Source organism: Sorangiineae bacterium MSr11954 (genome assembly GCA_037157815.1).
Lineage (GTDB): Bacteria > Myxococcota_A > Polyangia > Polyangiales > Polyangiaceae > Pendulispora > Pendulispora albinea.
On sequence record CP089984.1, the window covers coordinates 375,463 to 401,551 of the forward strand.

The 26,089-nt window shown below is 67.8% G+C and carries 15 protein-coding genes and 1 tRNA gene; 5 read left to right on the forward strand and 11 right to left on the reverse strand.

Annotated features, from left to right (window positions below; all coding sequences use genetic code 11):
* Positions 1 to 163 precede the first annotated feature (163 nt).
* From LZC94_01510 to LZC94_01535, 6 genes are all read right to left on the reverse strand, one after another.
* A complete protein-coding gene (locus LZC94_01510; GenBank protein WXB15957.1) occupies positions 164 to 1,684 on the reverse strand; it encodes a hypothetical protein in 1,521 nt (506 codons plus the stop codon).
* Positions 1,685 to 1,906: 222 nt separating this feature from the next.
* Positions 1,907 to 6,058, reverse strand: a complete 4,152-nt coding sequence (locus LZC94_01515) for a protein kinase (protein WXB15958.1) — start codon at positions 6,056 to 6,058, stop codon at positions 1,907 to 1,909.
* A 66-nt stretch (positions 6,059 to 6,124) separates the two neighbouring features.
* Complete coding sequence (locus tag LZC94_01520; GenBank protein WXB15959.1) at positions 6,125 to 10,258, reverse strand: protein kinase; 4,134 nt, start codon at positions 10,256 to 10,258, stop codon at positions 6,125 to 6,127.
* 175 nt (positions 10,259 to 10,433) lie between these two features.
* On the reverse strand, positions 10,434 to 11,717 hold the full coding sequence (locus LZC94_01525) for a 4Fe-4S dicluster domain-containing protein (GenBank protein WXB15960.1): 1,284 nt from the start codon (positions 11,715 to 11,717) through the stop codon (positions 10,434 to 10,436).
* Positions 11,718 to 12,998: an FAD-binding oxidoreductase gene (locus LZC94_01530; GenBank protein ID WXB15961.1), complete on the reverse strand. Its 1,281-nt coding sequence runs from the start codon at positions 12,996 to 12,998 to the stop codon at positions 11,718 to 11,720.
* A gap of 4 nt (positions 12,999 to 13,002) precedes the next feature.
* Positions 13,003 to 14,478 carry an FAD-binding protein gene (locus LZC94_01535; GenBank protein ID WXB15962.1) on the reverse strand — a complete coding sequence of 492 codons (1,476 nt, stop codon included), beginning with the start codon at positions 14,476 to 14,478 and terminating at the stop codon, positions 13,003 to 13,005.
* A 207-nt stretch (positions 14,479 to 14,685) separates the two neighbouring features.
* On the opposite strand from LZC94_01535, the gene LZC94_01540 reads away from it, so the two are divergent.
* From LZC94_01540 to LZC94_01550, 3 genes are all read left to right on the forward strand, one after another.
* Positions 14,686 to 15,315, forward strand: coding sequence for a hypothetical protein (locus tag LZC94_01540; protein ID WXB15963.1), 630 nt, complete (start codon positions 14,686 to 14,688; stop codon positions 15,313 to 15,315).
* Between the two features lie 178 nt (positions 15,316 to 15,493).
* Complete coding sequence (locus tag LZC94_01545; protein ID WXB15964.1) at positions 15,494 to 15,919, forward strand: YciI family protein; 426 nt, start codon at positions 15,494 to 15,496, stop codon at positions 15,917 to 15,919.
* A gap of 162 nt (positions 15,920 to 16,081) precedes the next feature.
* A complete protein-coding gene (locus LZC94_01550) occupies positions 16,082 to 16,258 on the forward strand; it encodes a hypothetical protein (GenBank protein WXB15965.1) in 177 nt (58 codons plus the stop codon).
* A gap of 23 nt (positions 16,259 to 16,281) precedes the next feature.
* Here LZC94_01550 and LZC94_01555 read toward each other — a convergent pair whose 3' ends face one another.
* From LZC94_01555 to LZC94_01565, 3 genes are all read right to left on the reverse strand, one after another.
* The gene (locus tag LZC94_01555; protein ID WXB15966.1) at positions 16,282 to 18,036 is read right to left on the reverse strand and encodes an Ig-like domain repeat protein; all 1,755 of its coding nucleotides are present in this window, start codon (positions 18,034 to 18,036) and stop codon (positions 16,282 to 16,284) included.
* A gap of 132 nt (positions 18,037 to 18,168) precedes the next feature.
* The gene (locus LZC94_01560; protein ID WXB15967.1) at positions 18,169 to 19,830 is read right to left on the reverse strand and encodes a DEAD/DEAH box helicase; all 1,662 of its coding nucleotides are present in this window, start codon (positions 19,828 to 19,830) and stop codon (positions 18,169 to 18,171) included.
* 210 nt (positions 19,831 to 20,040) lie between these two features.
* Positions 20,041 to 22,101 carry a sodium-translocating pyrophosphatase gene (locus LZC94_01565; GenBank protein ID WXB15968.1) on the reverse strand — a complete coding sequence of 687 codons (2,061 nt, stop codon included), beginning with the start codon at positions 22,099 to 22,101 and terminating at the stop codon, positions 20,041 to 20,043.
* 366 nt (positions 22,102 to 22,467) lie between these two features.
* Between LZC94_01565 and LZC94_01570 the strand changes: the two genes are divergently transcribed.
* Positions 22,468 to 22,902: a glyoxalase/bleomycin resistance/extradiol dioxygenase family protein gene (locus LZC94_01570; GenBank protein WXB15969.1), complete on the forward strand. Its 435-nt coding sequence runs from the start codon at positions 22,468 to 22,470 to the stop codon at positions 22,900 to 22,902.
* Between the two features lie 47 nt (positions 22,903 to 22,949).
* On the opposite strand, the gene LZC94_01575 is transcribed toward LZC94_01570, so the two are convergent.
* Complete coding sequence (locus LZC94_01575) at positions 22,950 to 23,954, reverse strand: NADP-dependent oxidoreductase (protein ID WXB15970.1); 1,005 nt, start codon at positions 23,952 to 23,954, stop codon at positions 22,950 to 22,952.
* A gap of 251 nt (positions 23,955 to 24,205) precedes the next feature.
* Between LZC94_01575 and LZC94_01580 the strand changes: the two genes are divergently transcribed.
* Positions 24,206 to 25,138 carry a hypothetical protein gene (locus tag LZC94_01580; protein ID WXB15971.1) on the forward strand — a complete coding sequence of 311 codons (933 nt, stop codon included), beginning with the start codon at positions 24,206 to 24,208 and terminating at the stop codon, positions 25,136 to 25,138.
* Positions 25,139 to 25,440: 302 nt separating this feature from the next.
* Here the strand turns inward: LZC94_01580 and LZC94_01585 are convergent.
* Positions 25,441 to 25,511 (reverse strand) — tRNA-OTHER (locus LZC94_01585).
* Positions 25,512 to 26,089: the final 578 nt, after the last annotated feature.

Sequence of the window (26,089 nt, forward strand, 5' to 3'; positions counted from 1 at the left end):
ACGGGGCTCGTGGGGCTGTGCCCTTCGCGCCTTTGAGAGTCCACGACGGGTCAGGGCGCAGGAGTGCGCCTCACCCGAAAAGCGTCGCACGTGCCGAGCGCTCGAGCCGTGCCGGAGCGCGCATGAACGCCGCGAGGAGCGGCGCGTACTCCTTCACGAGGATTTACTCGTCGCTGGCGAAGACCACGCGGCCGAGTCGTGCTTCACGTTCGCTCGCGCGGGCGCGGTCTTCTTCGAGCGCCTCGGCTTCGGCCTCGAGATCGGCGAAGCGATAGCGGACCTCTCCTTGCGGTCCCACGTCGACGTCGCCGCCCAGCTCCACGACCCGTGCGGTGATCTGCTGCGAGGTCGGCTCTTCGCCGGTGGCCACGCGGTAGGCGGTGCGGAGCGCTTCGTCCGGTACGGGTACCTTCGAGGGCGCTCGGGCGAGGATTTCACGCAGGATGGCGAGGCGCGCGTTCTCGCGGGCCACGCTTTTTTCTTTTCGTGTGCGAAGGAATGCGCGAACCGCCGGCAGGGCGAAGAGCACCAGCGAGAACATCAGCGGGACCAGCCCGAATGCGATGGGGAGGCCATCGTTCGGCAGAACGAGCGGCACGTGCCGCAGGCGATCGGGGTCCATTTGCCGCGAGAGCACCAGGCCGATGTTCGACAGGGTGAGCCCGTGGGCGATCACCCAGCTGCTGGCGAGCAGGTTGAACGCGTTGAGCGCGGCGATCGCGATATTCGCGCCCTCGGAGTTGCCCGTGAGCGGCGGGAGCTCGTTCGGCATCTCCCACGCCGGACGAGGGCGCCTCGGCGCAGGTGCCCAAAGCTGGTCGGCCGCGGCGGGACCGCCTTCGGCCGTGCGCCGCAGTGCCTCGAAACGATACAGGATGCCGCCCTGTTCGCCGACCTCGACGGTGCCTTCGTAGTCGAGCATCAGCCGCGCCATCAACGGATCGGCGTGCTCGCGCGGAAGGCCGGTGACGCGCATGACGTCGGCCAGGCCGATGCGGCCCTTCTGCGCGCGAATTTCTTCGAGGAGGCGCCCGCGCATGGCGTGGGGATCGGGCGCCGGCACCGGGGGTCCGAAGACGAAGCGGTTGATCTTTTCGTAGAACGGGACATCGTGTTCACCGCGATGGCGGCTCCACGACGCGGGGGCAGCGAAGGACGGCGCGTCGTAGGTGCCGGCGATGTACACCGGTGAGAAGGGGTGAAACGTCCAGAAGAGCGCGTCGGCCATGGCGCGAACGAGCACCGCAAAGAGGTTCACACCCCAGCCCGTGTCCCGGTTGTCGCTCGAGCCGGAGCGCGCAAACATGAGGGCGACGATGAGCCCCACGAACAGAAGCGCGTACGACGCCATGGCGATGAGCAGCCACGCGCGCACCACGAACCGGCCAGCGCCCGCGAGCGCGCGCCCGGCGCGCTCGATGAAGAGCGAGAGGGCCTCGCGCGACTCCCACGGTTTGGTGAACCCATGGGGAAAGACGTGGACGAGGTCTCCGTCCTCGGTCACGCGCAGGTGCCCGCGGTATTCCTGGGTGAGCCACGTGAGACCGGCCTCCGCGTCGCGAAGCGCCAAGCCGCTCGCGACCGAGGCATCCGCCACCGTCATCGGCTTGTCGGGCTGCGTGAGTTTTTGCCGCAGCACCTCGGCCGCGGCCGCCGGGTCCATGTTTTTCGGAGCCTGATTCACAGGACCAAGTTAGGTCCTCCTCATGCCGGTTGCCAAAACCGTTTGCAGAGAGCGATCTGAGCGTTTTCGGGACCTTACGGTGGTAGGGAAATCGCCGCGTCCATCCATCGACCGATGTGGGAGAGCAAATGCCCGCCAAGAAGTCGACCAGCTGCGCGGTCTTGGCCGTGGCGGGCCTTACGCCGGCGCGCGTCTTCGTCTCGTATTGCCTGAAGATGTTGGTCACACGCGATCTTTTTTCGAAGTTGCGGGGCCCGATCCCAATGTCGCGAGCAGCTCGCGCGCCCGGCGCACGTCGACGGTGTCGCCACCCTCGGTGAAGGTGGCGGCGATGGGAGCGAGCAAGTCCCTCGCCTCGGCGGGGCGCGATTGGTTTGCCAAGAAGCGCGCGTAGCCGTGCGCGAGCCGGAGCTCCAGGGCGCGCGCGTGCTGGCTTTGGGCGATGGCGAGGCCGCGCTCGAAGGCGTCGTGCACGAGGGAGGGATCGGCCTCCGTCGCCACCAGGACCTCGCCGCGCAAGCGGTGCATCTCCGCTTCGATCCGGCGTTCGCCGGTGGCGGCGATGAACGAGGCCATTTCGTCCAAGGTGCGCAGCGCGCCGTCCAGGGCCCCCATGCGCCATTGGGCCCACGTGAGCGTGCCGAGGATGTGCGAGAACCCCACGCGGACGCTGCCCTTGTGGTAGACCGTCACGCTCTCCTCGAGATCCGCGAGGCCGCCGCGCTCCCCCACACCGACGCGCCCCCATCCGCGCGCCAGCAGCGGCGGGATGCCGAGTCCATGTTTCTCCGAAATGCGAATACCTTCTTCGGATATACGAAGGAGCTCTTCGTACTCTCCGCGGTTGCCGTAGCAATTGGCCAGGTGGTTCAATGCGATGAGCAGGCTGAAGGGGTGCTCCACCTCGCGCGCGAGCGCCACCGCCGCGAGCGCTCGTTCCAGGGCGCGATCGGGGCTGCCGAGGAACCAGAGCGTCTCGCCGAGAAACATCAAAAGAACGACGCCGGGATCGAAGCCGATGCGCATGCACAATTTCCGATGCTTCTCGGCGTCGTAAAGCGCGAAGCCCGCCGCGTCGCAGCCGCGTGCTTCCTCGAAGCGCCCCAAAAACGAGAGGCACGGGCCCAGCGCGGCGTGGGCGAGCAGCGACAGGGTGTCGTCGCCGGATTGGCCCGCCAGGGTGACCAGATCGCGCGCGATGCCGGTGGCGGCCTCGATATGGCCCGAGACCAAATAAAATTGGCTCAATCCAAACATCGATTGGAACGACTTCACGTCGCCCGCCCACGCCGTGGGCGCGAGCTCCCGCACCCGCGCATAGGGCGCGTGGGCCTCCGCCGAGACGGCCCCTTTGGCCGCGATGAGGGCCATGCCGCGCGCGAGCTGCAGCGCGAGCTCGCGTCGATTCCGTGCTTCGCTCTCCGGGAGCATATGCAATTGCGCGATGGCGCGCGCGTAGTGCGCGGCCGCGTCGGTGTTGGCCAAACGCGCCGCGGCGTGCACCCCGGCCTTTTCGAAGTAGGCGCTGGCCTGCTCGTGGGAGCCGGCCTCCATGAAGTGCGTGGCCACGATTTCGGGGTTTCGCCCGGCGACGTCGGGGACGTGCTCCACCAAGGTGTCGGCCGCGCGCTGGTGGAGCTCCCGGCGCTCGTTTTTGACGAGCGATTGATACGCCGCCTCGCGGAGCAGCCCGTGGTTGAACGTGTACGCGGCGCCCGCGCCCTGCGACTGCCTTTGCAGGATGCCCATTTCGACCAGCTGCATGAGACCGATGCGCAAGGCTCCGCCGCCCTGCCTCGAGACCCTCTCCATGGTCTCGTAGGTGGCGTCCCGGCCGAGGACCGCGGCCACGCGGGCCACCTCGCGTCCCTCACGCGGCAGCGCCTCCAGGCGGGCGCGCAAGAGCCCTTCGAGGGTCGCGGGGATGGTCCCGGACGCGAACGCGTCGAGGGGCATGAGCCGACCTCGCTGCTTGGCTTCGTCGAAGGTGGTGGCGATATGGCGGGTGAGCTCCTCGACGAAGAGGGGGATGCCGTCGGTGCGCTGCACCAGCTGCTCCACGATGGCGGGGGGCAAACTGCGGCCCTGGCTCGCGAAGGCGATCATGGCGCTGGTCTGCTCGGACGAGAGCCGCGAAAGGGTGATGCGATGCAGCGGAGGCGAGTGCGGCCACGGCGGATCGAACTCGGGCCGGGCGGTGACGATGACCATGAGGCGCGCTTTGGGCATGCGCTGGAGGAGCAGCTCCAAGAGCTCCAGGGTCGAGGTGTCGCTCCAGTGTGCGTCCTCCACCACCACCACCACGGGCTGCGTGGCGGCCATGTTCGCGAGGAGGGCCACGAGCATGCCCTGCAGGCGCTGTTTGAGCAGCGCGGGGCTGGCGAACGAAGGCGCATCGCGATCCGAGGTCGGCACCCCCAAAAAGCGCGCGAGGAGCGGGAGGTGGTCCGCGATGGAGAGCGAGGCCCTGGTGAGCGCGGCCTCGAGCAAGGCAATTTTCGTTTCGGTCGCCGTGTCGCGGCGCACGCCCAAGGTGCGTAGGAGCCCCTCGAGGATGGGTTCGAGCGCGCTGTGCTGGAAATGCGGCCAGCACTGGCATCGTACGACACCTGGAGCGGGCGCCCCGGCCGGACGGCCATCGTCGCCGGGCGCCTCGGCCGCCGTTCGTTCGAGGTGCTGCGCTTCGAGGTGCTGGGCGAGGATGCGCGATTTGCCGATCCCGGCTTCGCCCGCGATCAAAACGAATTGCCCTTGTCCCGCCTCGACCCGGCTGGAGAGCTCCCGGAGCTGCGCGAGCTCCCGATCGCGGCCGACCAGCGGGCCCTTCGGCACGTGGCCCACCCAATCGAAGCGGGCGCTCTTCGGGCCGAGGACCCGATGGTACCGCACGGGCTGGGTTCGTCCGTCCGGCACGGCCTCGCCGCGGGGCTCGAGCTCGAAGGTGCGCTGCACCAGGGCCTCGGTGACGGGCCCGATCACGATCTCGCCGCGCCCCGCGCGGCGCTCGAGCCAAGTTGCGAGATCGAGCGCATCGGCCTGGAGCACCACGGAGGCGGTGGTGCGCTCGGTGCGCCGGGCGATGGAGAGGCTCGTGGCCACGCCCACGCGCACGGCGCGCCGGGTGCGCATGGCGTCGACGATGAGCAGGGCGGCGCGGAGCGCGCGGGGGGCGTTGTCCTCGTGGGCGGTGGGGTAGCCGAAGCACGCGAGAAAACGCGGACCCAAAAGGGACAAGCTCGTCCCCTCGAGCTCCCGCACGATGGTGGTGCAAACGTCGAAGAAGTCGTCGAGCGACGCGGTGAGCTCGTCGAGGCCCCGCTCGCCCGGGAGCGCCGGAAAGTCGTCGAGCGCGCACGACACGACGGTGACTTGGCGCATCTCGGGCTTGGGCCGCGCGCCGCGCTCCGCCTCGTCATGGCGCGTGCGCATCACATGGTCGAGGGCGACCTCCAATTTGACCAGCGCGTCGAGCAGCTCGTCGGCGTTGGCGAAGCGCTCGGCCGCGCACTTCTTCATGGCCCGCTGCGCGATGGGCTCGGCCTCCTCGGGCAGCTCGGGGCGCACGCGGCGCAGCGAGGGCGCAGGCGCGCGCGATCCCACGGCCTCGCGGAGCTCCGCGAGGCTCGCGCCTTCGAACGGTGATGAACCGGTCAACAGCTCGAAGAACATGACGCCGGCCGCCCAGATATCGGTGCGCCCGTCCTGCGCTTCGCCCCGCCATTGTTCGGGGGACATGTAGCGCGGGGTCCCCCAGAGCTCCTCGGCGAGCGCGCCGGGATCGTGCGCCATGGCGGCCACGCCGAAGTCGAGGATCTTCGCGGTGCCGTCCTTGGTGATGAAGACGTTGCTGGGCTTGAGATCGCGGTGCAGGATGCCGGCGCGGTGCGCTTGGGCGAGGCCCTTCGCCACGTCGATCATCACGCGCACCACCCGGCGCGCGTCGATGCTTCCATCGCGCACGATGGCGTCGAGCGGCCGCCCTTCGAGGTGCTCCATCACCAGAAAGGGGAGCCCTCGGTCCGTGCCCATATCGAACAGGCGCACGATGTTCTCGTGATTGAGCCGGGCGCACGCGCGCGCCTCGAGCTGCAGGCGCGCCAGCGCGTCGCTGGTGTTGCGCATCTCGCGGATGAGGAACTTGATGGCGACCTTGCGATCCAGCACGGTATCGCGCGCCAGGAACACCACGGACATTCCGCCGCCGCCCAAGCGCTCGAGCAGCACGAACCGCCTGCCGTCGTCGCCGCCCAGGTGCCAGCCGGGGATGGGTTCCAACTTGCCGCACGAGGGGGGCGCGGCCGACGTGAGCGTGGAGTCATCGACGACGTCGCGCGATCGATCGAGCTTGGGGACCACGGACGATGAGTCTTGCATGAATCGCGCGGAGGAGCATGGTCACTCGCCCGGGCGACATGCTTCGAGGAGGAGCTCCTCGGGCGCTCAAAGCGTCGCGAGGAGCTCGCGCGCCAGTCGAAGGTCGAGCGTATCGAGTCCCTCGGTGAACGAATCGACAACGGAGGTGAGCCTCTCCTTCGCGACGTCGCGACGTGATGCATCCATCGGAAGGCGCGCCTGGCCGTAGGCGAGCCGGAGCTCCAGCGCACGCGCGCCTTGCTGGCGGGCGATGATCCGGCCGCGCTCGAAGCAGTCCGCGGCGAGGGAGGGCTCGGATCCCGACGCCAGCAGCACCTCGCCGCGCAAGCGGAGCATCTCGGCCTCGAGCTCGCGCTCCCCGGTGGAGGCGATGAACTCCGCCATTTCGTCGAGGGTGCGCAGGGCGTCGTCGAGCTCGCCCGCGCGCCATTGGGCCCACGCGAGCACGGAGAGCGGATACGCAAAGCGCACGCGGATCCTCCCCGCGCGGTAGATGCTCACGCCCTCTTCCAGCTCCGCGATGGCGGTGTGGTCGCCCGCGCCGACCCGGGCCCATGCCCGGCTGACCTTCGCCACGGCCAGGGACGCATCGAGCCCGTGCTTCTCGGAGATGGCGTGGACCTCGTCGGCCACGCGTCGCAGTGCGCCGTAGTCTCCGCGATTGCCGTAACAATTGCCCAAGGAGCTCATACTGCCCGCGATGCTGAAGGGGTGCTCCACCGCCCGCGCGATGGTCACCGCCGCGCGCGCCTGCTCGAGGGCGCGATCGGGGTGGCCCAGGTACCAAAGCACCTCGGAGAGGAGCATTCCCGTGGAGACGCCCGAGTCGAACCCCAGGCGCATGGCCAGCTTTCCATGCTTGCGGAGGTCGTACAGGGCGTGCCCCGCCGCGAGGCAGTCGCGGGCCTCCACGAAGTGCCCGAAGAACGTCAGGCATGGTCCGAGGGCGGTGCGCGCGATCATCGCCATATCGTCGTTGCCGGCCTCGTCGGCCAGCGCGACGATGTGGCGCGCGACCTCGGTGGCGGAGGCGATATCGCCCGCGACCAGGTAAAATTGATTGAGCCCGAACATCGATTGAAACGATCCGGCGTCGCGCATCGGCACCCTGGGCGCGAGCTCGCGGACGCGCGCGTAAGGCGCTTGCGCCTCCGGAGATTCGGACCCCTTGGCCGCCATGAGCGCCATGCCGCGCGCGAGCTGCAAGCCGAGCTCGCGCCGGTCGCGCGCCTCGCCCTCGGCGAGCATGCGCAGCTGCGCGATGGCGTGCGCGTAGTGCGCGGCGGCGTCGATGTTGGCCAAGCGCTCGGACGCGTGCTCGCCGGCCTTTTCGAAGTAGGTCACCGCCTGCTCGTGGCGGCCGGCCTCCATGAAATGCGAGGCCACCACCTCCGGATTCCGTGCGACGATCTCGGGGAAGCGCGCGACGAGGGTGTCGGCCGCGCGCAGGTGAACGTTGCGGCGCTCGTTTTTGACCAGCGATTGATACGCGGCCTCGCGGACCAGGGCGTGCTTGAACGCGTACGACGTGACGGTGCCCTGCGCTTGCCGTTGGAGGATCCCCGTCTCGACCAGCTGCATGAGACCGACGCGCACCGACTCTTCGCCCAGCTCGGAGATGGCGCGGATCACCTCGTAGGTGGCGTCGCGGCCCAGCACGGCGGCGACGCACGCGACGTCGCGACCCTCCCTCGGCAGGGCGCCCAGGCGAGCGCGGAGCAGGCCCTCGAGGGTGCGCGGGATGGTCCCGGACGCGAACGCATCGGGGGAGAGGACCTCGCCGCGCTGCTCGGCCTCGTGGAAGGCATCGGCCACGCTGCGCGTGAGCTCCTCGACGAAGAGCGGCACGCCGTCGGTCCGCTGCACCAGCTGTTCGACGATGGGGGTGGGCAGGCTGCGCCCTTGGCTGGCCCACGCGACCATGGTGCTGGTCTGCTCGGACGAGAGCCTGCCGAGGGCGATGCGATGCAGGTGCGATGCGCGAGGCCACGGCGGATCGAGCTCGGGCCGGGCGGTGACGATCACCATGGTGCGGGTGGCGCTCATGCGGCCGAGGAGCACGTCGAGCAGATCGAGGGTCGAGGTGTCGCTCCAGTGCGCGTCCTCCACCACCAGGACCAGGGGCTTTTGCGCGGACGCGCGCTCGAGGAGGGTCACCAGCACGTTGCGCATGCGCCGCTCGAGCAGCGCGGGGCTGGTGAACGAGATCGCGTCGCGCTCGGCGGTCGAGACGCCCAAGAAGCGCGCGAGCAGCGGGACGTGATCCGGCAGCGAGAGCGAGGCCTCGGCGAGGATGCGCTCGAGGAGCTGGATCTTCTCCTCGGCGGAGGCGTCGCGGCGCAGGCCCATCGTCCGCAAGAGGCCATCGAGGATGGGCTCGAGCGCGCTGTTCTGGAAATGCGGCCAGCACTGGCATCGCACGATGGATCGCGATTGGGGCGCGAGCCCCTCGAGGTGCTGGGCGATGATGCGCGATTTGCCGATGCCCGCTTCGCCCGCGATCCATACGAATTGACCTTTGCCCGCCTCCGCGCGGCCCGAGAGCTCGCGCAGCTGCTCGAGCTCGTGCTCGCGCCCCACGAGGGGGGTGGAGGTGGTGCCGGTGACCCACTGGAACCGGGTCGCTTTGGGCCGGAGGACGCGGTAGGTGCGCTGGGGCCGCGCGCGGCCGTCGGTCCGCGTCTCCCCGCTCGGCTCGAGCTCGAAGGTGCTCCGCACCAACGCTTCGGTGACCTCCCCGATCAGGATCTCGTTGCGCCCTGCGCGGCGTTCGAGCGACTGCGCCATGTGGAGCGCGTCGGCCTGGAGCGCCACCGGCGCCGTGATGCTCTCCGTGTGCCGCACGATGGAGAGGCTGGTGGCGATCCCGATGCGCACGCCGCGCTCCGCCTGCAAGGCATCGACGATGAGGGAGGCGGCGCGCAGCGCGCGGGGGGCGTTGTCCTCGTGGGCCGTGGGATAGCCGAAGCACGCTAGAAAATGCGGTCCGATGAGGGACAGCACCGTCCCCTCGAGCTCGCGAACGACGGTCGAGCAAATGTCGAAGAAGTCGTCGAGCGAGGCGGCCAGCTCGTCGAGGCCCGGCTCACCGGGGAGCTCGGGGAGGCCGTCGAGGGTGCACGACACCACGGTCACCTGCCGCATCTCCGGCTTCGGCCGCGCGCGGCCCCCGACCTCTTCGTCGCGAACGCGCATGGCCTGCGCGAGGGCGACCTCCAGCTTCACCAGCGCGTCGAGCAGCTCGTCGGCGGTGCCGAAGCGCTCGGCGGGGCTCTTCGTCATGGCCCGCTGCGCCACATGGTCGGCTTCCTCCAGCATCTCCGGCCGCAGGGCGCGCAGGGAGGGCGCGGGATCGGGGGAGATCACCACGCCGCGGATCTCGGAGATGTTGGCGCCGTCGAAGGGGGCGATGCCCGTCAAGAGCTCGAAGAACATGACGCCGGCGGCCCAGATGTCCGTGCGGCAATCCTGCACCTCGGCCCTCCATTGTTCGGGGGACATGTAGCGCGGGGTTCCCCACACGCCGTTGGCCATGGCGCCGGGGCCGTGGGTCATCATCGCCACGCCGAAGTCGAGGATCTTCGCCACCCCGTCCTTTCCAATGAAGACATTGCTCGGCTTGAGATCGCGGTGCAGGATGCCCGCGCGGTGCGCTTGCGCGAGCCCTTTCGCGACGTCGATCATGATGCGAACGGCGCGCCGCGCGTCGACGCCGTCATCGCGGACGATGGCGTCGAGGGGGCGGCCCTCGAGGTGCTCCATGACGAGAAAGGGGAGCCCTCGATCCATGCCCATGTCGAACAGGCGCACGATGTTCTCGTGATTGAGCCGGGCGCACGCGCGCGCCTCGAGCTGCAGGCGCTCGAAGCCCTCGTCGTTGCCGAGCGCGTCGTTGGTGAGAAACTTGATGGCGACCATGCGATCGAGCACCACGTCGCGCGCGAGGAAGACGACGGACATTCCGCCGCCGCCCAAGCGCTCGAGGAGCTCGAACCTCTTTCCGTCGACTCCCCCGAGGCGCCAGCCCGGCTCGGGCTCCAGCGCGGGGAGCATGGCCGACGAGAGCGTCGTGTCGTGGCTCACCGCGCGGTGGCCATCCGTGACCGTATAGGTTCCGGCGCGACGCTCTTTGTCTCCGTTCGAATCGAGCTCGGAGCTCCGACGTACATCGGACGCAAGGCGTCGAATCTTCGGTTCCATGCGCCGAGAGTCTTGCATAGATCGCGATGGCAGCTGCGTCGATCGGACGAGGTGCCGCGAGCGTGGTCCTCGGCGAAGCTCGGCGAGCCTCCGCGAAGCTCGTCGAAGCGCCGCGAAGCTCGGCGAGGTGTTTGAACAACATCTGCGACCGATACGTCTTCGCAGACGTCGCGCTTTACGTGGTGGACGAGTCTCCGCCTCGGATCGAGGCATCGAGGAGCTCGATGGGGTGCGCCGTTCGGATCGTAGCTCCTAGGCCGCGCTCCTCCAGCAGCATGCGGATTTGCAACGTGCAGCCGGGGTTGGCGCTCACCAAGAGCTCCGGCGCGGCGGCGAGGACATTGTCGACCTTGCGCTGGCCGATTTCGCGTGCGCTCTCCGGCTGCACCAAGTTGTAAATTCCGGCGCTGCCGCAGCACTGATCGGCGTCGGCGATCTCCGTGAGCTCCAGGCCGGGGATGGCGCGCAAGAGTGCCCGCGGCTGGGCGCGAATCCGCTGCGCGTGCGCCAGGTGGCAGGCGTCGTGGTAAGCGATTTTGAGCGCGAGTGGGTGACGCGGCGCGACGGGTCCCAGCTCGGCGAGCCACTCGCTCACGTCTTTGACCTTGGCGGCCATGGCCTCGGCGCGCTCGGCCCACTCGGGATCGCCCGCCAAGAGCCGGCCCCACTCTTTCATCGACGAGCCGCAGCCGGCGGCGTTCACCACGATGACCGAGACCCCCGTGCGCTCCAGGGCCGCGATGGCGGCGCGCGCAAAGCGGCGTGCCTCCTCGTCGCGGCCGGAGTGCACGGACAGGGCGCCGCAGCAGCCGAGATCGGGCGGTACGATCACGTCGCACCCCTCGGCCGTGAGGACGCGCACCGTCGCTTCGTTGACGGCCGGGAAATAGACGCGCTGCACGCAGCCCGCGAGGAGCGCCACCTTGGCGCGCGCGGGGCCCTTGGCGGGGGACGCGGCCGGCAGCTTGGCGACCAACTGACGCGCCGAGACCGGCGGCATCAGCGCCTCGAGGTTTCGCAGCCGGGGCGGGAGCAGGCGAGGGATGCCGAGCGCGTGGACGAGCCAGCGCAGGCCCATCTTGACGTAAATGAGTTGCAAGAGCACCACGATGGCGAGCCTTCGCGGATGGGGAAAGAGGGCGAAGATCATCGCGCGCAGCCATCGATCGCCGGGCGAGCGCGGGTGCGATCGCTCGATCTCGGCGCGCGTCTGCTCGATCAAGGCGTCGTACTTGACGCCCGAGGGGCACGCGGTAACGCACGCCATGCACCCGAGGCACTGGTCGAAGTGACCTACGACCGTGGACGACAGCGGGGCTCTCTCTTCGGCCAGCGCCTTCATGAGGTAGATGCGGCCGCGCGGGGAGTCCATCTCCTCGCCCCACGACTGGTACGTCGGGCACGTGGGGAGACAGAACCCGCAGTGGACGCACTCGTTGATGAGTTTGCGATCCGGCATCTACAAGCCTCCGAGGAAGCGGCCCGGGTTGAGCCTTCGCTCCGGGTCGAAGCGCTGTTTGAGCTCCGCCATGACGGGGAACGAGCCCGGCTTCGGCCCCCAGGGATCCACGTGGGCACGCACCGCCGAGGGCGCGTCGATCACCACCAGCGAGCCCCCCTCGGCGGTGAGCGCCTCGCGCGCGCGCTGCATGGCCGCGGCGGCGGCTTCGGGATCGGCCACCGTGCCCCCAACGAAGCCGAGGCCCAAGGTCGCGTACCACGCGAACGTACCGCCGTGCAGCGCGTCCATGAGCGGCGCCACCCGCGCGGCGACCGCGGGCAGCTGCGAGGGGAGCGCCGCGAGCTTGATCCGAAGCGCGCCGTCGCGCGCGCGGTCGTGGCGCGTCCAAAAGGAGGCGGCGTCGTCGTCGGAGAGCGGGTGCGCCGCGTCCAGCTCGGCGACGCGCTTCATTTGATGCGCGACGCCCTGGTCGAAGCCCTCGAAGCGAACGCCCAGATCGAAAGAGCCCGCGGCGCCTTCGGCGATGGCCACCACGCTGCTCGGCTCGAGCTGCGCTTGGCGCATGCGCCCCACGAGCGCGACGATGGCGTCCGGCGGCAGTCCGGCGAAGAGGGCGGTCGCGGTGGCATCCGGCAAAGGATGAAGGCGGAACGTCGCCGTGGCCACGAGCCCCAGGGTGCCCAGCGCGCCGCACGCCACCTTGGGGAGGTCGAAGCCGGCCACGTTCTTGACGACCTTTCCGCCGCCGCGCGCCACCACGCCGTCGGCGCGCACCAAGGTGACGCCGATGATCACGTCGCGCACGGCGCCGTAACGCGCGCGTCGCGGGCCGAAGGCGCCGGTCGCGACCAATCCGCCCAGGGTGGCGCGCTCCGGAAAGGGCGCATCGAGGGCGAGCATCTGCCGCTCGGCGCGGGTCACCGCTTGCAGCTCGGCGAGCGTCACGCCCGCTTCGACGGCGATCACCATGTCGGCCGGCGCATACTCCAGCACGCGGCGCATGGCGCCCGTGCGGATCACGGCGTCGAGGCCCTCGGGCGGGTACCCCAGCGACAGCTCGGTGCCGCCGCCGATGAACCCCACGCGCAGACGTTCGCGGGCGCACTCGGCCATCACACCGGCGCACGCCTCGGCGCTCTCTGGCGCATACGTCATGCGCGGGGCGACGCCCAGGATGGCGTCGCGCGCGTGCGCGGGGTGCGCGACCACGGCGGTGGCGCGGGTCCCTTCGGCTCCTTCCGCCGCGTCGGCGTTGGTCGCGTCGGTCACGTTGGCCACGCGATCAGCCTCGCCCCGCGAGACCGGCCGTCTCGGTGGCGTGGGGGACGTATTTTCCGGGCCGGTCGCCGCAAAGGCGCGGGGTCGGGAAGACTTTGCCGGGGTTCATGCGCGACTCGGGATCGAAGGCGCAGCGCACCATGTTCATGGTGGCCAGATCGGCGTCGGAGAACATATCGGCCATGTAGGGCGCCTTGTCCGCGCCCACGCCGTGCTCGCCGGTGATGGAGCCGCCGGTGCGCACGCACACTTTGAGGATCTCACCCGCCGTGCGCTCCGCCAATTCTTCTTGGCCCGGCACGGCCGCGTCGTAGAGCACCAGCGGGTGCAGGTTTCCATCGCCCGCGTGGAACACGTTGGCGATGCGCAGCCCCGCGTCGCTGGCGAGCCGCTCGATCTCGCGCAGCACCGGCGCGATCTCCGAGCGGGGGATGACGCCGTCTTGCACGACGTAATTGGGGCTGATGCGCCCCATGGCTGCGAACGCGCTCTTTCGTCCGCGCCACATGGTTTCGCGCTCGGCCGCGTCGCGCGGGAGGCGAACCTCCAAGGCGCCGGCTTGCTTGGCAAAGCGCGTGGCCTCGGCCGCGGTGTGCTCGACCTCGGCGATCGTTCCATCGACGTCCATGAGCAGCGCGGCGCCCACATCGGGCCAGTCGACACCGGTGGCAGCCTTGATGGCGACGATGGCCAGCCGGTCCATCATTTCGATGGCCGCGGGCACGATCCCGGCGGCGATGATGAGCGACACCGCCGCTCCGGCCTCGTCGGTCGAGGGAAAGGTGGCAAAGAAGGTGCGGGTCGCCTCGGGTTTGCGGAGGATTCGAAGCACCACCTCCACGACCACGCCGAGCGTACCCTCGCTGCCCACCAGCGCGCCGCGCAGGTCGTAGCCGAGGGGATCGAGCACCGGGCCCCCGAGCTCGACCACGTTGCCATCGGCGAGGACCACCTTGGCGCCCAGCACGTGGTTGGTGGTGAATCCGTATTTCAAACAGTGCGCTCCACCGGAGTTCTCGGCCACATTGCCGCCGATGGTGCAGACCTGCTGCGACGAAGGATCGGGTGCGTAATAGTAACCGTGGGACGCGAGGCGCTTGGAGATCTCCAGGTTGACCACGCCCGGCTCCACGCGCATCCACTGGTTGTCGAAGTCGATCGCGAGGATGCGCCGCATGCGCGAGAGCCCGAGGAGGATGCCCGCAGGGTGGGGCAGGGCACCGCCGGAGAGGCCGGTCCCCGCGCCGCGCGGAACGATGGGCAGGCCCGCATCGCGCGCGAGCCGGACGACGTCGACGACCTCCGCAGCGCTTCCGGGCAGCACGACCAAGCCGGGCCGTGCGCGGAAGCTGGTGAGCGCGTCGCACTCGTAGGTGCGCAGCTGCTCGGGATCGAAAATGCAGTTCGCCTTTCCGACGATGGCGGCAAAGCGAGCGATGAGGTCAGGTGCTAGCGGGGATGAATGCGACGAATGAGACAAATGAGACAAATGAGATAAAGGTGCCGCAATGTTGGCTTCCATGGCTCGCCTTGGTGCGGAGCACATGGTGACCTCAACGAAGCGCGACGGCAACCGCGGAGCGACGGCGCGGCCGACGGAAAGCGACAGCCTCGGCCATGCCATGGTAAAGGGTAGAAGGCAAACGAGCACGCGAACGAAACGGGAACGAAGGCAAGGGACGAGAGGATGCGCGCACTTCGGCAGATGGTTCGAGCATGGGCGGGCGGCGCTGCAATGGCGGGCGCCATCGTAGGTATCGCGTGTGCGCTCGGCGCCTGCGCCACCGAGTCCGTGGCTCGAAATACGACGGGCGTATCGTCGGGCGCCGACGCAGGAGCTCCACCGCCCCTCGATCCGGTCCCTGCGCCCCAGCCGGGTGGCGAGCCGTCGCCCGCGGCTGCCTGTGCCCCCGGCGCGCCCACCGGAAAGGGTGCACCCATCGCCAAGTACGACGCGTCGGCCTGCGGTAGCGTCCCGACGGTGGGGGCGGGCACATGCCCCACGGAAAAGATTGCGTTCGCGCAGTGCAAGGCATGCGAGAACGACGGCTATGTCGAGCTATGCGTGGAGTCGAACGACACGGCCACCCGCTGCGCCATCAAAGCCATCGCGCCCCAGGCCGAGTTTCATCCCGGCTCCGCGGGCCGCGCGCAATGCGACTCCGCGCACCAGACGCTCACCATGATCCCCCTCGACAAGTCGCGCGATTGCCCAAGCGCTCGCCACGAGGCCACCACCGATTCGTCATGGTCGCGCATCTGCGCGCTCGCTTCCCTCGCGAAGGTGAAGAAAATCGTCCCCACGTTCTTCGAGTAATCGCGCGCGACGCCGAGGCCGGTCGGTCGCTCGTTCGTTCGCCATGTCCCCGCGAAAATCGAAAATCGCGGTGTCGATCCTGGCGCGGGCCGATCGACGTGACGATAGAAGGAGCGACGGCCCCCCCGGTCGATGCGGATCGGGAGCCCTTGCTTCACGCGATGAGGAGATAAAGACGATGCGATTCATGATTTTGGTTCCGGGCGACAAAGACTCGGAGGCCGGCATTCTCCCGGACGAGAAATTCCTCACCGAGATGGGCAAGTTCAACGAGGAGATGGTGAAGGCCGGCGTGGTGCTCGCCGGCGAGGGGCTCCACCCGACCTCCAAAGGCGCGCGCGTCCGTTTCAACGCGGGGAAGAAGGCCACCGTCACCGACGGGCCCTTCACGGAGTCGAAGGAGCTGGTCGCCGGCTTCTGGTTGATTCAGACGAAGTCGAAGGAAGAAGCCATCGAATGGATCACACGCGCGCCCTTCCCCGAGGGCACCGTGCTCGAAATCCGCCAGGTGTTCGATCCCGAAGACTTCGCGCCGAGCGATCCCTCCGGGGAGCTCCGCGAAAAGGAGCAGGAGCTGCGCGCGCAGGTGACGGCGACGAAGTAAGGCTCCGACCCGCGCGCTCGCCTCGTTCAGGTATTCGTTCGTCGAGTTCGGTATCGACGAAGGATGATATGCCGATTATCGAAGTAGGATCGAGTCCGTCCTATTTGGCGAATACGGTGTCCACCTCGCGGACACGATGATCCCGCGAGGAAGGACCCCACGATGATTGGCGAAGACGACACGGCGCTGCTACCTCGCTATGTCGTTCCGGCGTTTCGATTGGGTTTCCCCGATTCGCCCGTCATCGAGCTCCCCGATGCCGGGCACTTTACGGCGGAAGATGCGCTCGAGACGTTGCTCGCCCTGCTCGAGCTCTTTCTAAACGGGATGACGGCCTGACTCGATGCAAGGGCCGCGCGCGCTCAGCGGCGCCGGCGACGCGCGAACGCGAGGGCGAAGCCGAGACCGACGAGCGCTGAAACGGCGCCCGATGCGGGTGCGCCCGATGCCGTGCACCCGCCCGACTCTCCCTGGCCGTTGGCGGCGCCGTTGCTGCCCCCCGTCGTGCCTGCATCGGTCCGAGGGACGTTGCCGCCCCCGGCGTCTGGGACGATGCTGCCATCGGCGCCCGCGTCGACCTCGGGAGGTTTGATGTCGAGCTCGAGCAAATCCGAACGGCTCGTGTCGAAGTTTGCATTGCCTTCGTAGACGGCGACGATCGCGTGGGTCGCAGGGGTGAGATTCGTGGCCTTCAGGGTCGCCGTTCCATCGCTGGCAACCGCGATGTGGCCTAGGCTCGTCTCGCCATCCAAAAAGGCGACGGTGCCATCGAGGGTTCCTCGCGTCACGTCCGAGGCGACCCTGGCCTTCAGCGTGACGTGCACCCCAGGGCCTGCGTATTCCCAGCTCGGTGTCAACGACGTCCGGGTTGGTGCCTTGGCAACCATCAACCCCATCGACGTGCGTGCCGAACCGTATTTGTCGTCCGCTCCGAAGTCCACCGAAATGGAATGCATCCCGGCCTCCAGAGGCTTGTCCGGCGAGGTCGTGAACGTTGCCCTCCCGCTCGCGTCGATTCGGACTCCATCCCCTAGCGGGACGCGTGTGCCGCTGAAGGCGTCGTAGACGAAGAATCCGCCGGAGGTGGGGATCCCTTCGTCGTCGCCCACCACGCGGAGGTCGAACGTGACCGGGGTCCCGAAAGTCGGCGCGCTCGGGGAGGGATTCACGGTCAAGGTGGCCGGGTAGAATTCGACCCTCTGCACGAGCGATTCCTTCGTCGAGCTCGCGAAGAAGTTCGTGTCGCCGACGTAGTAGGCGCTGTAAGAATTGAACCCATAAGGGGACAAGGCCGAGAAGGTGAATGTCGCCTGACCGTGCTCGTCGAGCTGCTTCGACGTATAACCCGATAAGCTCCACCGGAGGTGGATCTCGCCACTTGGGGCTTTGGGCGTAGGTTCGGCGCCCGCCACGGTCACGGTGAGGGTTACGGGGGTGCCGACCTTCGAGGGATTGGCCGAGGAGATCAGCACCGTCGTCGTTTGGGCCCTCTCGATGCGGAAGTTCGTGCCCCATGCGTCCCAGGTATAAACGGCGTCGCCGTCGTACACGGCCACGGGACTGTCGTCCCACGTGGTCGGCGGAATATAGGATGCGATGGCATCACCATTCGCATCGAGGGGCGCGGATGCATATTCGGTGCGCCCCACGAAGTGGACCAGGCCCGTTGGCAAGGTGGGACCGGTCGCGGAGCGCGTGACGTGCGCTTTGAGCGTCACACGCTGTCCGTAACGTGCTGGATTCGGGGTCACCTCGTAGCGGACGATGACGGGGATGCGATCGTCGTAGCGATACGCCATCAAATAGGTGCTGCTCTCTTCGTTGGAATTCGAGACGGTGATGGGCACCCAGCGCGGTACGGGATCGCTGCCGGCATACGCAGGGGCCGACACCACCAGATCCCTCGTCTGCTCGTCGAATGTCGAGGCGATGGCGACGCCTCCGAAGGTGACACGGGAGCTTCGATTGAGCTCATAGCCACGGATCCGGACGGAGGTGCCACCCTTCGACGGGCCGAAGTTCGGTTCGATTCTCGAAATACGGACCGACGCCAGTGCAATCGAAGCCACCAGCCATAGGGCGAGAAAGGTCGCCATACCCATAAGCCACTTGAACATGGTGCCTCGCCCTTGGTGCGCACACGCATCGCCGCGTGTGTCGTTCGATCGCGCATCGTCTTCTAGCGCGGCTCGAGTTGCTGCACACCTTGAAATTTGGCGTCGACCGACTTGCCACAAGGTTGCGCGAAATCAGCGACCGACAATCCGCTCCCACACCTCGAGCTGCAGCGCATCGCTCCATCGCGTAGGGCGCACCTTGGCGCGCAGCCCTTCCACGATGGTTGCGGGCGCCGGTGCGCTGCGCCATGAAGCTTCGTGCCGCGCGGAGGCGGCGGTGGCGCGTCCGCGGCGGTCGATCTCGTAGTCGACGGCGGCGACGGCGTCCTCCATGCGCGAGAAGCGGTCGACGACCTTGCCGTCGACCGACACCTCCCATTTTTTGCCGCGGGCGCCGCGAACCAGCACCAGGGCTTCGCTGGGGCGCCCCGCCTTTTTTTCGAAGTGCAGCCCCACGCCATGGCGGCCGAGCGAGAACCACGCGTTGGCCGAGATGGCGCGCACCTCGTCGTTGGTCTTCAAGGTGAGCGGATCGAACCCCTTCGCGCGATCTTGGATCTCGGGCAAGGTCAGGGCGCCGGCCTCCAGCTCGAACCCCGGGCGGTCGAACTGGATCTGCTCCCAAATGCGGCGCGCTTCGTTGACGTCGCCGCCGCGCAGATCGAGATCGCGGGGCGCGCCGAAGAGCGAGGGCAATGTCGTGAGGCTCAGATCGGAGAGATCCACGAAGTCGAGGATCAGGCAGTCTTTCTTCTCCGGGGACAGCCGCGTGCCGCGCCCCACGCACTGCGCGTAGAGGCCCTCGGAGCGGGTCGGACGGGCCATGGCGATGCAGGAGACGCCGGGATCGTCGAAGCCCTCGATGAGCACCGCCACATTGGTCAGCACCTGGGTGTGCCCCCGGCGAAAGTCTGCCAGCGCGCGCGCACGATCCTCGCTTCGCATGGCGCCGTGGACGATGCCCGCGGGGACGCCGAGCGCGTTGAGGGAGCGCGCCAGGTTGCGCGCGTGGCCCACGGTGACGCAGAAGGCGATGGTCCGTCGATCGCGCGCGAGCTCCTGAATCGAGCGGGCGACGACGGCGTTGCGCTCTTCGATGTCCACGGCCTCCGCCAGCTCCTCCTCCGGAAAGTCCGCGCCGCCGCCGCGGATCTTTCGAAGATCGGCGTCGGTGGCCACGCGGAAGCCGCGCAAGGTGCAGAGGTAGCCGTCCTCGATCATCTGGGGCAAGGTGCGCGAGTACACGATGCGCTCGAACACCTCGTCGAGGCCTTTGCCGTCGCCGCGTTCGGTGGTGGCGGTGAAGCCCAAGAGGGTCCCCGTCCACCCTTCGTCGAAGACGCCGAGCTGGCGGAGCACCCGCAGGTTGTCGTCGGCTGCCGCGTGGTGGCACTCGTCGTAGATGACGAGGCCCACGTCGCGCCCGCGAATCACCCGCGCCAAGCGCTCCTCGTGGAGCGAGCGAACGGAGCACACGAGCACCTTGGCGCCGCTCGATGCGCGCTCGGCGCCGCGCTCGATGGCCACCACGGCTTGGCCTTGCATCGCGCGTTCGATCTTGTCGCGCGCTTGTCCGAGCAGCTCCTCGCGGTGCGCGATGACCAGCACTTGCCGGCGCGCCACCCGCGCGAGGTGCGAAAAGATGACGGTCTTTCCCGCGCCCGTCGGCAAGCTCACCACCATGCGCCGCACGCCTTGGCGGCGCGCGGAGAGCACCGCGTCGATGGCCTCGCGCTGGTACGGGCGGAGGGTCGGTGCCGCGGCGGCAGGCGGTGAAGGTTCGGTGGCGGACATCGTGTGGTATCGTCTCGAGAAGGATCTCGGAGCGGCGCGGCGCCGCGTTGCGCACAATCGTAGGTCAACCTGGGCCGAGACATCCATGGCGCTTCCGCGGGCGCCCGAGCGAACGCCATGGAACAAACGCCGAAGGCCCCGAAGACCGGCGAAGGTCTACGGGGCCTCGTTGCGAGTGGGACCGGCGCCCTCGGGCGCGCAGCCCGTGAATCAGGCGATGAGCGGGGCGATCAGGAGCGAGACGACGCCCATGACCTTGATGAGGATCGAGATGCCGGGGCCGGACGTGTCCTTGAAGGGATCGCCGACCGTGTCGCCCACGACCGCGGCCTTGTGCGCGTCCGAGCCCTTGGCGTGACCATCGAGGCCGCCCTTTTCGATGTGCTTCTTCGCGTTGTCCCAAGCGCCGCCGCCGTTGGCCATCAAGAGCGACAGCACGGCGCCGACCACCAGCGCGCCCGCGAGCATGCCCGCGAGCACCTCGGGACCAGCGAGGAAGCCGACGATGACGGGCGCCAGCACCGCGATGGCGCCGGGGAGGATCATCTCGCGGATCGCGGCGGAGGTCGCGATGTCGACGATCACCTTCGGCTGCGGGTCGACGCCGGCCTTGCCCTCGAGCAGCCCCGGGATCTCCCGGAACTGACGGCGAATCTCTTCGACGATGGCGCCGGCCGCGCGGCCCACGGCCGTCATGGTGAGGGCGCCGACGAGGCACGGGAGCATGGCGCCGAAGAGCATGCCCATGAGCACCTTGGCGTCGGTGAGGTAGAGCACCAGGTCCGCGCCGCCCTTGGCCTGGCGGACCGCGTTGACCTCCATGTTGAAGGCCGCGAAGAGCGCGACGACCGTGAGCACCGCGGAGCCGATGGCGAAGCCCTTGCCGACGGCGGCGGTGGTGTTGCCGACGGCGTCGAGCTCGTCGGTGATGGCGCGCACGTCTTTGCCGAGGCCCGCCATCTCCGAGATGCCGCCGCCGTTGTCGGCGATGGGGCCGTACGCGTCGACCGTCATGACGATGGCGGTGCCGGCGAGCATGCCCACGGCCGCGAGCGCGATGCCGTAGAGGCCAAGCTGATCGTTCGAGACCCAACCCACCGCGCACAGCGTGGCGAGCGGGATGGCGACACTCTCGAGACCGACCGCGAGGCCGCGAATGACGTTGGTGCCCGGACCCGTGAGGGAGCTCTCGGCCACCTTGTGAATGGGGCCCATCGACGTGTAGTAGTCGGTCACCAGGCCCACGATGGCGCCACCCGCGGCGCCCGCCGCCAAGGTGATGATGGCGCCGGTGCTGAAGCCCGCCGTCGGAAGGAACACGGCGGCGACGGCCACGACCAAGAACGGGGGAAGGATCAGCGCGAGGCGCAGGACGCGCGCGGGCGGCAGGTTCTTCATCATGCGCGTGATGAAGATGCCCACCACCGACATGCCCAGACCGATGGTCGCGAGCAGGATGGGGAGCGAGACCGCCATCGAGCGCAAGGTCTTCTCGTCCGTGATTTGCGGGGCGAGCTTCTGGAGGGTCGCGACGGGCATCGTGAGCCCGAGCGCGATCGCGGCCACGACGGCGGCCACGTAGCTCTCGTAGATGTCGGCGCCCATGCCGGCGATGTCGCCGACGTTGTCGCCCACGTTGTCCGCGATGACGCCCGGGTTGCGCGGATCGTCTTCGGGGATGTTCGCTTCGACCTTGCCCACGATGTCGGCGCCGACGTCGGCGGCCTTCGTGTAGATGCCGCCGCCGATGCGCGCGAAGAGCGCGATCGAGCTCGCGCCGGCCGCGAACGAGTGCACGATGGTCGCGAGGTGCTCGTCGCTGCGGAAGATGGCGTAGATGCCGCCCAGGCCGAGCAGGCCCAGACCGGCCACGCACAGGCCCATCACGGCGCCGCCATCGAGCGCGGTGACCAGCGCGGTGGGCTTACCGTGGACGCGCGCGGCTTCGGCGGTGCGCACGTTGGCGTAGGTCGCGGCCTTCATACCGAAGAAGCCCGCGATCAAGGACAGGAACGCCCCCGCCACGAACGCGCCACCGGCCAGCAAGCCGAGTGTTGCCGCGAGCAGCACGAACACCGCGGTCGCGTACACCGCGAGCACTTTGTACTCGCGCGCAAGGAAGGCCATGGCCCCCTCGCGGACGTAACGCGCGATGCGCGCCATCGTCTCGTTGCCCTCCGGCGCCTTCTTGACGCGTACGTAAAAAGCTCGAGCAACGATGAGCGCGACGGCGCCCGTTCCGATCGACTGATACGACAATGCATCCAACACGGGTGAACATCCTCTCGATGTTGTTCGCCCCCCGGCAAAGCAGCGCGTCTGTCGCAGAGATCCGGCCGGAAATCAAGATCAACGGTGACTTGACAAGAAGCCTCGGATCTTTCTCGCTGGGATTTCGGCGGCGGCTTGACTTCTTCGCATGCGTATCTTTTTTGTGTCGTAGCGAGCTCGAGCGGGCTTCGGGGTACAGACCGTTCGAAAGGGTGGGCTCGCTGTGTTTTCTCAAAAAAAGATCGCGGAGCTGTCGATCCGAGACGCGGTCGTTCGACGCCTGAATGAGGCCCACCCGAACCCAAACCTGATGCGGGAGCCTCCTCTCAAGACCCTCCACGACTCTCTCTAAAGAGGAGCAATCACATGGCGATCAAGAACCTGAACCCGTACGTCTTCTTCAGCGGCAACGCGGCCGAGGCCCTCAAGTTTTACGAGAAGACCCTTGGCGCAAAGGTCGATGGCCTCATGCAATTCGGCGACGTGAAGGATGCGCCAGGCGGGCCCGAGGACAAGCACCGGGTGATGCATGCGCTGGTCAAGCTGGGCGATGCGGCGATCATGGTGAGCGACGTGATGCCGGGGCAGAACGCGTCCACCGTCTCCAACGTGGAGATCTGTCTCGACTTCGATACGGTCGAAGACCTGCTCCAAAAGTTCGATGCGCTCTCGGCGGGCGGCAAGGTGATCATGGCGCCGCACGACACGTTCTGGGGCGCGAAGTTCGGAACCCTCAAGGACAAGTTCAACATTCACTGGATGTTCAATTGCCAGGTCACCGACCCCAACCTCCGGAAGTGAGGGCCGGCGAGCTGGCTCGCTGCGAAGCTTCGGGGGGGTTCTTGCTTTTACCTTAAGTCGACCAACATCTTACCGAGGTTGTCCCCGGAGAAGAGGCCCAGAAACGCCTTGGGCGCGAGCTCGAGTCCCTTGACGACCGTCTCGGGGGACTGGATTTTCCCGTCCGCGATCCACTGGGCCATCTCGCGCGTGAACTCGGGCATGCGTTTCAGGTAATCGGTGACGAGGAACCCCTGCAGGGTGAGGCGCTTGAGGACGGCTTGGAACATGTTCCGCGGTCCGGGCGGGGGAGCCTCGTCGTTGTATTGCTCGATCATCCCGCATAGCGCGAAGCGCGCGAAGTCGTTGGCGACGCCCAGGGCCGCATCGAGCTGGGCGCCGCCGACATTGTCGAAGTAGACGTCGATCCCGTTCGGGGACACCTTGGCCAGCGCCTCCTCGAAGTTGCCCGCGGTGCGGTAGTTGATGGTGCCGTCCACCCCGGCCTTGTCGCGCAGCCACGCGATCTTCTCGTCCGAGCCGGCCGAGGCGATGACCTTGCATCCCTTGATGCGCGCGATCTGGCAAGCGATCACGCCGACGGCGCCGGCCGCGCCCGAAACGAACACGGTGTTGCCGGCTTGGGCCTTCGCGAGCTCCAGCCCGATGTAGGCCGTAAAGCCCGGCACGCCCAGGGGGCCAAGGAAGGCTTGCAAGGGCGCCACCTTCTCGTCGATCCTCGTCGCGCCCTTCGCGTCGACCAAGGCATAGTCGCGCCAGCCGGTGAAGTGGCTGACCCGATCGCCGGGCGCGAAGCCGGGGACGGTCGACGCCTCGACGATGCCCACGGCGTTGCCGTCCAACGGTTGCCCGATCTGAAAGGGCGGGATGTAGCTCTTTCGGTCCCGCATGCGGCCGCGCATGTACGGGTCGACCGACATCCATAGGTTGCGAACCAGCAGCTGACCCTCACGAGGCTCTTCGAGGCGGCGCTCCACGAGCTCGAAGTTGTCTTGCGTGGGAAGCCCCTCGGGGCGGCTCTTCAAGTGAATCTCGCGTGCGGTGACTGTCATGGGCACTCCAACGTGCAAAGGTGAACCTGTTACGAATTGTAGGTTACCGACCGTAGGCTCAGATCCTCGGCCGTCAACCCGGAGCTCCGCCGCATGCTGCGGCGACTCGTGACATGCTCTCTTCTACTTATAGGCGCTCGTCTGCTCGCATCTGCCTGGTGCTCCATGAGGAGGACGCCGTCAAGCTGGTGAGTGGACACCGTTGACACGGCGGGTGGCGGTCCCACCATGAGGTGGGAAGGGGGGCCGAAATGAATCAGGCGGGTGCGCGGGATCGTGATGGGGACGGACCGGTGGCGATGGCGTATTGGGCGGGATGGGCGAACGATCCGATCCCGGATCTCTACTTTCGTCTAGGCCTGGCGTTTGCGCTGCTGGAGGGCAATGGCACCTCCGAACCGTATTGGACGAACTACGAGAAGAGCGGCAACTTCGAGAATTGGGGGCCGGAGGGAACCACGTACTACACGTGGAACCACTGGCTGAGAACGCACGGAAATGGTGAGCAAGGAGCCATCACCCAGGTCTGCTACGGCGGCGCGACCGACGAAAATTCGCGTCGCGTGATCACCGATGGGACCGCGCTGGACAATCTGGCGGGCGAGATCAAAGCCAACATCGAAAAGTACTTCTTCGGCGGGCTCGACCTCGACATCGAGGGTTGGTGGCTTTACGACCGCGCCTCGAACGAACGATTCGCAAAAAATTTGGTGCAGGTGGTCGACGTCGTCGCCAACGGTATCCCATCGTGGAAGCCCATCACCGTTGCCGTGGGTGCATCGGCTGCAGGACCAATTCCGAGCGTCGGGCCCGACAACTACACCGGTACGATGGCGCCGTTTCTCACCGATCCGGTGATGGCGAAGGTCAGCCGTATCAACATCATGTCGTACAATCTCGACATCGAAAACCTCTACGGCAATCTCGACGACATCGGGGCCATCCTGCGCACGTTCACGGATCTCGGGGTGGACGCTCGCAAGCTCTCCATCGGCATTCAGCCGATTCAGCAGAGTGGGCAGCCCTCCGCGTCGCTCGACACGGTGGAGCAACTCGGCGCGTACCTGCGTGAGAACGGTTACGGGGGTGCTTTTCTCTGGGGGATCGGCGCGCCGGAAAATCCGTCGTACCCAACGTCGGCCGAGTACATGACCCGTATGATGAAGGGGCTTGGGTTGATCTGACTGTCGGCGGATCGGACGGGCCGACCCCCGGAAGCGGCGGGGTATGCCGGGCATCGATCTGGAAGCGGCGGGTGTGCCGAGGATCGATGGGGCGTTGGGAGACATGCACCGGTACGATCTGGAAGCGGCGGGTATGCCCGGTATTGCTCGCGTACCGGTGGGCGCCGGCTCGGGGCAGACGCCGGTTGCTCGGCGGCCCGGACGGAGGGGGCCCGAAGGTTCTGCGCGTGGGGGCGTAGGGGCCAGGGGTGCAGCGGATGGACCCCCATGGACGAGTGCACCATGCCGGTGCACTCGTCCGGCTCCGGGAGAAGGATTCGAACCTTCATTCCACGGCGAAAACGCCGTGCGTCCTACCGTGGACGAACCCGGATCGATGGGATGCGTTGCGTGCGATGCCGGAGAGACGACGTTGGTTGCGGTGGTCGCGCGCGGGTATCTCGAAACCAAGGACGCGCCGGGCCTGAATCGAGCCGTAACGCGACGTGTTGGTGGTGCGCGTGCGAAAACAACAACGATTGAAAAGTTGCGAACAAGCGCATTTGATTGTGGTGTTTGTTTTCGCTCCTTTCGGTCGGAGGCGCCGTACCGCTCCCGCTGTTCGGCAGGGTGGGGGGCGCCATTGCAGGGCGTAAGCTCGGGGTCTTGGGTCGGCGTTTCAGGCTCGGCGTTTTGTGCTTGGTGCTTTCAGGCTCGGCGTTTCGTCGGAAGACGTCCTCCCGCATCCATTCGGGCTTTGGCGTTTCAGGCTCGGCATCCCGGCCTCGGGACGTGCTGCTCGGGATGCCGATGGTGCGCTCGGTACGCTTGGAGGCCTCGAGTGGCTCCAAGATGCGATGGAGGCCACAGGGCTACAAACGCTGAAGGCCGCCTGGGTTTCCCTAGGCGGCCTTCCGAGAGCGGTGATCGTGCTCGGGTAATCCGCCTAGGACGCTCCCTTCGGCTTGGAGC